The sequence below is a fragment of the Halomonas sp. AOP30-A1-24 genome (genome assembly GCF_052378165.1).
In the GTDB taxonomy this organism is placed as follows: domain Bacteria; phylum Pseudomonadota; class Gammaproteobacteria; order Pseudomonadales; family Halomonadaceae; genus Vreelandella; species Vreelandella citrativorans.
In genome coordinates this window covers 60557-67782 of record NZ_JBQSXL010000024.1, presented here as the reverse complement: position 1 = coordinate 67782, position 7226 = coordinate 60557, and the positions used below count along the sequence as shown (strand labels likewise).

Below are 7226 nucleotides of genomic sequence, written 5' to 3'. Positions count from 1 at the left end.
AAAAAAGTATTCTATGCTAAAGGAGCCCCTGCAATTTGCAAGGTTGGAATGTTGTCCATCGTTGGCATTTGTTACCAATAAACTAAGCGGGGGACCCCTTCATGTATTTACGGTAATCCCCCCGAAAAATAATCGCGTTGATAAGTGGAATTTTGTAACCTGAAAACACAGGAGATTTCACATGCGCAAATCACGTTTTACCGACAGCCAAATCATGGCGATTTTGAAGCAGGCGGAGTCTGGTATGCCTGTCCCTGAACTGTGTCGCGAACACGGCATGAGCAGTGCCTCATTTTATAAATGGCGCTCCAGGTACGGTGGTATGGACACGTCCATGATGAAGCGCCTCAAGGAGTTGGAAGATGAGAACCAGCGCCTCAAGAAGATGTATGCCGAAGAGCGGTTGAAGGCAGTGTTGCGCCAGGAAGCCCTTGAGGGGAAGTGGTAAAGCCATCTCAACGCCGCGAGATGGCAAAGAATGTCGTTGAGACCGGTTGCTGCAGTATTCGACTGGCCTGTCAGGTTTTCGGGATCAGTGAAACCTGTTACCGCTATCAAGCGAAGCTGAGCCATGAGAACGCCGTTATCGCTGACTGGCTGGTGCGCCTGACTCACCATCAGCGTAACTGGGGGTTTGGACTGTGTTATTTGTATCTGCGCAACGTGAAGGGCTTTGGTTGGAACCATAAACGGATCTACCGAATTTATCGGGCATTGGAGCTGAACTTGCGCATCAAGCCCAAAAAGCGATTGGTGCGTGAAAAGCCAGCGCCACTGGTTGTACCCACTGCGCTGAATACCTGCTGGTCGATGGACTTCATGCATGATCAGTTGGCCAATGGCCGAAAGTACCGGTTGTTCAACGTGATCGATGATTACAATCGAGAAGGCCTGATCATCGATGCAGACTTCTCACTGCCAGCAGAGCGCGTGATACGCTCCTTAAACCAGTTGATCGAATGGCGTGGCCGACCCAGGGCCATTCGGTGCGACAACGGCCCGGAATACATCAGTGGCAAGCTAACCCGTTGGGCGAAGCAGAACGGTATTGAGTTGCTGCACATTCAACCTGGCAAGCCGCAGCAGAATGCCTACATCGAACGTTACAACCGAACAGTCCGTTATGATTGACTGAGTCATTATTTGTTCGACTCGATCGCTGAAGTACAGGATTTTGCCACACGCTGGCTCTGGACGTACAACCACGAGCGACCGAATATGGCATTGGGCGGGATAACACCGAAACAGAAGGTGACCATGGCTGCCTAACCAACTCTACTTATCGCCCCGGTTATAAATGGGGGGATTACCATCCCAGCCGCGGAGCGCAGGCATGTTGAGACGGTACGAACTTTGATTGAGGCAGGGGTTGACGTAGATCACGTTAACAATCTTCATTGGACCGCGCTGCTGGAGGCAATCATCTTGGGCGATGGGCAGGCCCACCATCGGAAAATCGTAGAGTTGTTAGTTGAGGCAGGCGCTAATGTTAACTTGGCGGATGGTAACGGCGTGACGCCACTGCAGCATGCAAGCGGTGCTAACTATCAGGATATCGAAAAAATCCTTATCGCTTCTGGCGCTCGCTAATATAAGGCCTAACCGCCACTTTTTTGTCAGCTAGTCATGCAAATAGCCAACGAGCTTGAAAAATAAAGCGACTCAAGGCCTGCTCAAGGTCATGGCTAAGCATTATTCATTGCTTTAAGGCTTACAGATAGCAAACTCTTAAGTTTAGATTCTTCCAAGTTATGATTAGCGTTAAGGCCTTGCAACAAGGATAAGAAGAGGGCTAGAGCTAACGGTGCTACTGAGTTTCTGGAATTTCACCTGGTACGCGGTATCTGACACTTTCTGCTTGCTGCTCTTCATAGCGTTTATTTTCATCGTCCGGCACAACGCCAAGTACGGTTTCTTTTGAGCCGTCTGGCCAGGTATACGTCGTGCATCCCGCTAGCGACGCCATTGCTATTAACGCCAGAAAAGCCACTATCCCGGTGGTGAGACGATATTGCAGCATAAAATTATTCCCTGTATTACGTTGGATTAATGAAAAGAATACGGAATTGTAGCAGTGACTATAGGGCTCATGTCAGCGGGTTGTAAATCGTCTTTTGTGTTGTGCGTACGAATAACCGTTTAAAAATAAATGTCTACACTGATATAGAGCGATAATACTGTATGGGGTGTGAGGGTATTTCGTTGGTTGACGATAGGCTTGGAGGAAAAGCCGGGGGGCTCTTGAGACAAGTTAGCCCTTATCTAGCTGCTAATATAAGGTAACCATGGATAGATTGGCTTGTATCGAAGAGGTCTTTAATAGCCGATAGGGATACTGCCGACGAAAATGTAAGGATACATGATGCACTCATCGACAGAGCGCCGCTTGGTATGGCTTTCACGCTTAACGTTATTGGGAACGCTGCTGACTATTGTCGTTATCTTGGTCGGTGCCTGGACGCGTTTAGTGGACGCGGGGTTAGGTTGCCCGGATTGGCCCGGCTGCTATGGTCGCTTGCTCGTCCCTGATGGTGAGCATGCTGCTCTACGCCATCCCGATGCACCCCTGGATGTTGCAAAAGCCTGGGTGGAAATGGTGCATCGTTATATAGCGGCTCTTCTCGGAATATTGGTTCTAAGCGTTTTAGTGCTTGGCTGGCCACTTCGCAATACTCGCCATTACCCTTGGTGCATTAGCGTGCTTCTACTTGCCGCTATCATTATACAAGGGGGCTTTGGTGCATTTACCGTGACCCTGAAGCTTTGGCCTCAAGTGGTTACTTTGCACTTGCTGGGCGGGCTAAGCGTATTGCTGCTCTTTTTCTGGCTGCATCTTAGGCTAACCAGTGTTTCTGAGAAAAAGGTCATGGGAGCAAACTGCTTTAATGTTTTTTGGGGCTTAGCCGCCGGGCTATTGATTTTGCAGCTTGGCCTGGGGGGCTGGGTAACAAGTAACTATTCAGGTATGGCTTGCCAAGGGTTCCCCGCTTGTAATGGCCAGTGGTGGCCAGCCATGGATTTTAGTGAAGGTTTCCATCTGACTCAAACGGTTGGCCCCAATTACCTGCATGGACAGCTGCATGCAGAAGCTCGGGTCGCGATTCACTATATGCATCGGCTAGGGGCGCTGTTGTTGGGTGTATCACTCTTGGTGCTTTGGTATCGATATCGCCACAACCCAAGTGTCGCTCGGGCGCTTGTATTTGTTATTGGGGTCTATGCGCTGCAGGTTGTACTTGGCATAGCCAACGTGTTGATGTGGTTGCCTTTGTGGTTGGCACTTGCGCATACTGCAGGGGCCGTTTTACTCGTGATTGGCATGGTGCGGGCTTGGTGGTGCGTGTGCTTGGGCGAGCGATAGAAAATAAGAGTTCAAATTTAAAATGATGTATAATTCCTGTTTAGTTTTTTGATGTACGACGGAGAGCATTATGAATTCGGTCAGCGCACTGATGGCGCTTACATTAGCGCTTGCTGTCATTGCGGCTTTATCCATGTACGCGCTTAAACTGCGCAAAGAGGTAAAACGCCGTGAAGCATTCCGCTTGGATGAAGATTTAAGGGCCCAGCAAAACAGCCTTGAAAATTTGGATTATGTAACAAGTGCATTGGTCCAAGGGCAGGTAGACATTACCGAAGGTTCATGGCGCTGTAAGGTGCTGCTTGAAATTGTTGATGCCAATCTTGCAGAGCATCCTGATTTTCAAGCCTTTTCTGAGGTTTATAACCGGACGCAGCATCTTAAAACGCACTCTGCGCGTGCCAATTTAACGCCCCGTGAGCGCATGAGCGAAGATAAGCAGCGTTTGGAAGTTGAGCGTGATATGAAGCCCGCGGTTCTGGCTGCTGCAGAAGCCGTTATAAAATGGCGTGCACAAGGCGGACCTGAGCTGTATAAAGGCGAAAATAAGAAGTAAGTTTGGTTTATTTTAGTGCGGCAATATGTTTTTTTGGTGCCGTATGTGGCAGTTTTGCTATGCTTGATATGTCGATGTTGGCAAGAAGTTGATATGTCGGCATTGTTGCCTTCAATGGTTAAAGCGTAATAATAGGCAGATTGTTCAATTCAGGCAGGGGAACGCCCGCGTGGTTAAAATTGAACAAGCGAAAAATGGATGCTCTCGCAATAAGAAGCATTGGATAGATTTGGCTATACGGCTAAGTCAGCATTGGATCAAGAAGGAGTCTTGTATGAAAAAGTCAACGACTGGGTTACTAATCGGTTCCGCCTTGGTAGTGGGCCTTTCAGGCTGTGCCACTTCCGCTAATCAATCTTCTGGCCAAGCTGGTGCTAGCAGCAGTGACCGTAGCTGGTATCAACACCCTGCTGTTTGTGGTCTGGCGGGAAGTTTGATTGGCGGTAGCATCGGCTATGCCACTAGCAGCTCTTCTGATGAAGATAGCGGTGCGGCAACGGGTGCTGTCGCTGGCGCTGCAATCGGTGGCCTGCTGTGTGCTGATCGTACGCCTGAGCCGGTAGCTCCGCAGTGCCCGACATACGGTGAAGTGCCTGCTGGTGTTGCCGTTGATGCGCAAGGTTGTCCGCTGGACTCCGATAATGACGGCGTGCCGGACTATCGTGACCAATGCCCGGGTACCCCCGCTGGTGTAGAAGTGGACGCAGTAGGTTGCCCGCTAGACTCCGACGGTGATGGCGTGCCGGATTACCGTGACCAGTGCCCCAATACGCCAGCTGGCACCGAAGTAAACGCGCTGGGTTGCCCAGATAGCGTTGTTCTTCAAGACGTTAACTTCGAGTTTGATTCTGCTCAGTTGACCGATAATGCCCGTAACATCCTGAACGGTGTTGCTGAGCGTCTGGTTAATAACCCCGATGTGCGTGTAAGCATCGATGGTTATACCGATTCACGTGGTACAGCTGCTTATAACAAAGGCTTATCTCAGCGTCGTGCTGAATCTGTGACTGCTTATCTTGCTCAGCGTGGCGTAGAAGCTAACCGCATGCGTGCTGTTGGTTACGGTGAAGAGAATCCGATCGCTACGAACGAGACTGATGAAGGTCGCGCACTGAACCGCCGTGTTGAAATTGACGAGTGGAACTAATACGCAGACTGCTTGGGCGCTAAACGTGTAGTGCTTTTGCTGGATGTGCCGCACATTTACTGTGCGTATCGACGGGAGGCGTATGCCTCCCGTTTTTATTTTCTGCGGCGCTCAAGTCTGTTAGGCTACGCGCTTGTATAACGTTGTATCACTTATTAAACGCCACGATCATTGATAGCGAAATGTGATCCTTGGTATGGATCACCACTGCGCTCAAGGAATACTGAATGCCCATTGTGACACTACCTGACGGTAGCCAAAGAACATTTGAAGCACCACTTTCCATTATGCAGCTTGCAGAATCCATTGGCCCTGGTTTGGCTAAGGCCTGCGTTGCAGGGCGGATAGATGGCGTTTTAGTCGATGCCGCAGATGTTATCGAGCACGATGCAAACGTAGCGATTATTACTGCGCGTGACCCTGACGGCGTGGAGATCATTCGTCACTCCTGCGCGCATTTGATTGGTCATGCGGTAAAGCAGCTTTACCCGGACGCTAAAATGGCGATTGGGCCGGTCATTGATAACGGCTTTTATTATGATGTCGACTTTGGTCGTTCAATTACGCCAGAAGATTTAGAGGCGATTGAAAAACGTATGCAAGCGCTAATAGAGCGCGAGTACGATGTTGTCCGTGAATATGTTGATCGCGATAAGGCAATGTCGACGTTTTCTCAGCGTGATGAAACGTATAAACAGGAAATTATTCGCGATATTCCTGACGGTGCGGATATCCGGCTTTATCATCATGAAGAGTACACGGATATGTGCCGTGGCCCTCATGTGCCTAATACCCGCCATCTAAAAGCGTTTAAGTTGACGAAACTTGCCGGCGCCTATTGGCGCGGGGATGCTTCAAACCCCATGCTGACGCGTATTTATGGCACTGCCTGGGGCGATAAAAAGCAGCTGAAAGCGTACTTGAAGCGGCTTGAAGAGGCTGAAAAGCGCGATCACCGTAAGCTTGCACGCCGTCTTGATCTCTTCCATATGCAGGAAGAGGCGCCAGGGATGGTGTTTTGGCATCCGAACGGTTGGGCGTTATGGCAGCAGATCGAACAGTATATGCGAGGCGTTTATAAAGACGGCGGTTACCAGGAAATTCGCTGTCCGCAAATAATGGACGTATCGTTGTGGAAAAAATCAGGGCATTGGGATAATTACGCGGACGGTATGTTCTTTACCGAATCCGAGAAGCGGGAGTATGCTCTCAAGCCCATGAATTGCCCTGGCCATGTGCAGGTGTTTAATTCCGGGTTGCGCAGCTACCGTGAGCTTCCGGTTCGCTTTGGTGAGTTTGGCGGTTGTCATCGTAACGAGCCCTCAGGCGCTTTGCATGGCATTATGCGTGTTCGTGCGTTTACTCAAGATGATGGCCATGTGTTTTGCACCGAAGCCCAGGTTGAGCCCGAGGTCACCAGCTTTCATCGCCAAGCGCTTAAGGTCTATACTGATTTTGGGTTTGAAGATATTGCCATTAAAATTGCGCTTCGCCCTGAGAAAAGAATTGGTAGTGATGATGTTTGGGATGAGGCAGAAGATGCGTTGCGTCGCGCGTTAAAAGCGTGTGATGTCGAATGGCAGGAGCTCCCTGGTGAAGGTGCGTTCTATGGCCCCAAGATTGAATACCATATGAAAGATTGCCTGGGGCGCGAGTGGCAGGTGGGCACCATGCAGGTTGATTTCATGATGCCCGAGCGTTTAGGTGCTCAATATGTGACCGAAGAGGGCGAACGTAAGCCGCCGGTCATGTTGCACCGTGCTATAGTAGGCTCAATGGAGCGCTTCATTGGTATCTTGATTGAACATTATGCGGGCGCTATGCCATTATGGTTGGCACCTCAGCAGGCGGTAGTGATGACAATTACCGATGCGCAGCGTGATTACGCTCTTGAATTAGAGCAGCGTCTGCAAAAAAGTGGCTTACGGGCTAAAGCGGACTTGAGGAACGAGAAGATCGGCTTTAAAATCCGTGAGCATACGTTACAGAAAATTCCCTATCTCCTTGTGGTGGGAGATAAGGAAGTCGAAGCTGACTCAGTGGCCGTGCGAACTCGCAGCGGCGAAAACCTCGGCACAATGACAGTCGATGCACTTATCGAGCGTCTTGGTGCGGAGCGAGCAGCCCTGGCGACATCGTCAATTGCCTAAGGAGACGGAACG

At 50.1% G+C, this 7226-nt stretch carries 6 protein-coding genes and 1 pseudogene; 6 read left to right on the top strand and 1 reads right to left on the bottom strand.

The genetic code is table 11. The annotated features are described in order from the left end of the window. Positions 1–181: 181 nt before the first annotated feature. Together ACT3TJ_RS13805 and ACT3TJ_RS13800 are read left to right on the top strand one after the other, a co-directional pair. Positions 182–1269 (top strand): annotated as a pseudogene (locus ACT3TJ_RS13805) (IS3 family transposase). A 12-nt stretch (positions 1270–1281) separates the two neighbouring features. Then, entirely contained in the window at positions 1282–1590 is a 309-nt protein-coding gene (locus ACT3TJ_RS13800; RefSeq protein WP_444624390.1) for an ankyrin repeat domain-containing protein, read from the top strand. 217 nt (positions 1591–1807) lie between these two features. Here ACT3TJ_RS13800 and ACT3TJ_RS13795 read toward each other — a convergent pair whose 3' ends face one another. Continuing rightward, the gene (locus ACT3TJ_RS13795) at positions 1808–2020 is read right to left on the bottom strand and encodes a hypothetical protein (protein WP_172118812.1); all 213 of its coding nucleotides are present in this window, start codon (positions 2018–2020) and stop codon (positions 1808–1810) included. 342 nt (positions 2021–2362) lie between these two features. On the opposite strand from ACT3TJ_RS13795, the gene ACT3TJ_RS13790 reads away from it, so the two are divergent. The 4 genes from ACT3TJ_RS13790 to thrS all read left to right on the top strand — a co-directional run bounded on the left by ACT3TJ_RS13790 (position 2363) and on the right by thrS (position 7214). Continuing rightward, entirely contained in the window at positions 2363–3361 is a 999-nt protein-coding gene (locus ACT3TJ_RS13790; protein ID WP_444622707.1) for a COX15/CtaA family protein, read from the top strand. A 70-nt stretch (positions 3362–3431) separates the two neighbouring features. After that, positions 3432–3917 carry a DUF2489 domain-containing protein gene (locus tag ACT3TJ_RS13785; protein WP_444622708.1) on the top strand — a complete coding sequence of 162 codons (486 nt, stop codon included), beginning with the start codon at positions 3432–3434 and terminating at the stop codon, positions 3915–3917. Between the two features lie 274 nt (positions 3918–4191). Further along, a complete protein-coding gene (locus ACT3TJ_RS13780; protein WP_172118809.1) occupies positions 4192–5064 on the top strand; it encodes an OmpA family protein in 873 nt (290 codons plus the stop codon). A 227-nt stretch (positions 5065–5291) separates the two neighbouring features. After that, the gene (gene thrS, locus ACT3TJ_RS13775; RefSeq protein WP_442353388.1) at positions 5292–7214 is read left to right on the top strand and encodes a threonine--tRNA ligase; all 1923 of its coding nucleotides are present in this window, start codon (positions 5292–5294) and stop codon (positions 7212–7214) included. Positions 7215–7226 lie beyond the last annotated feature (12 nt).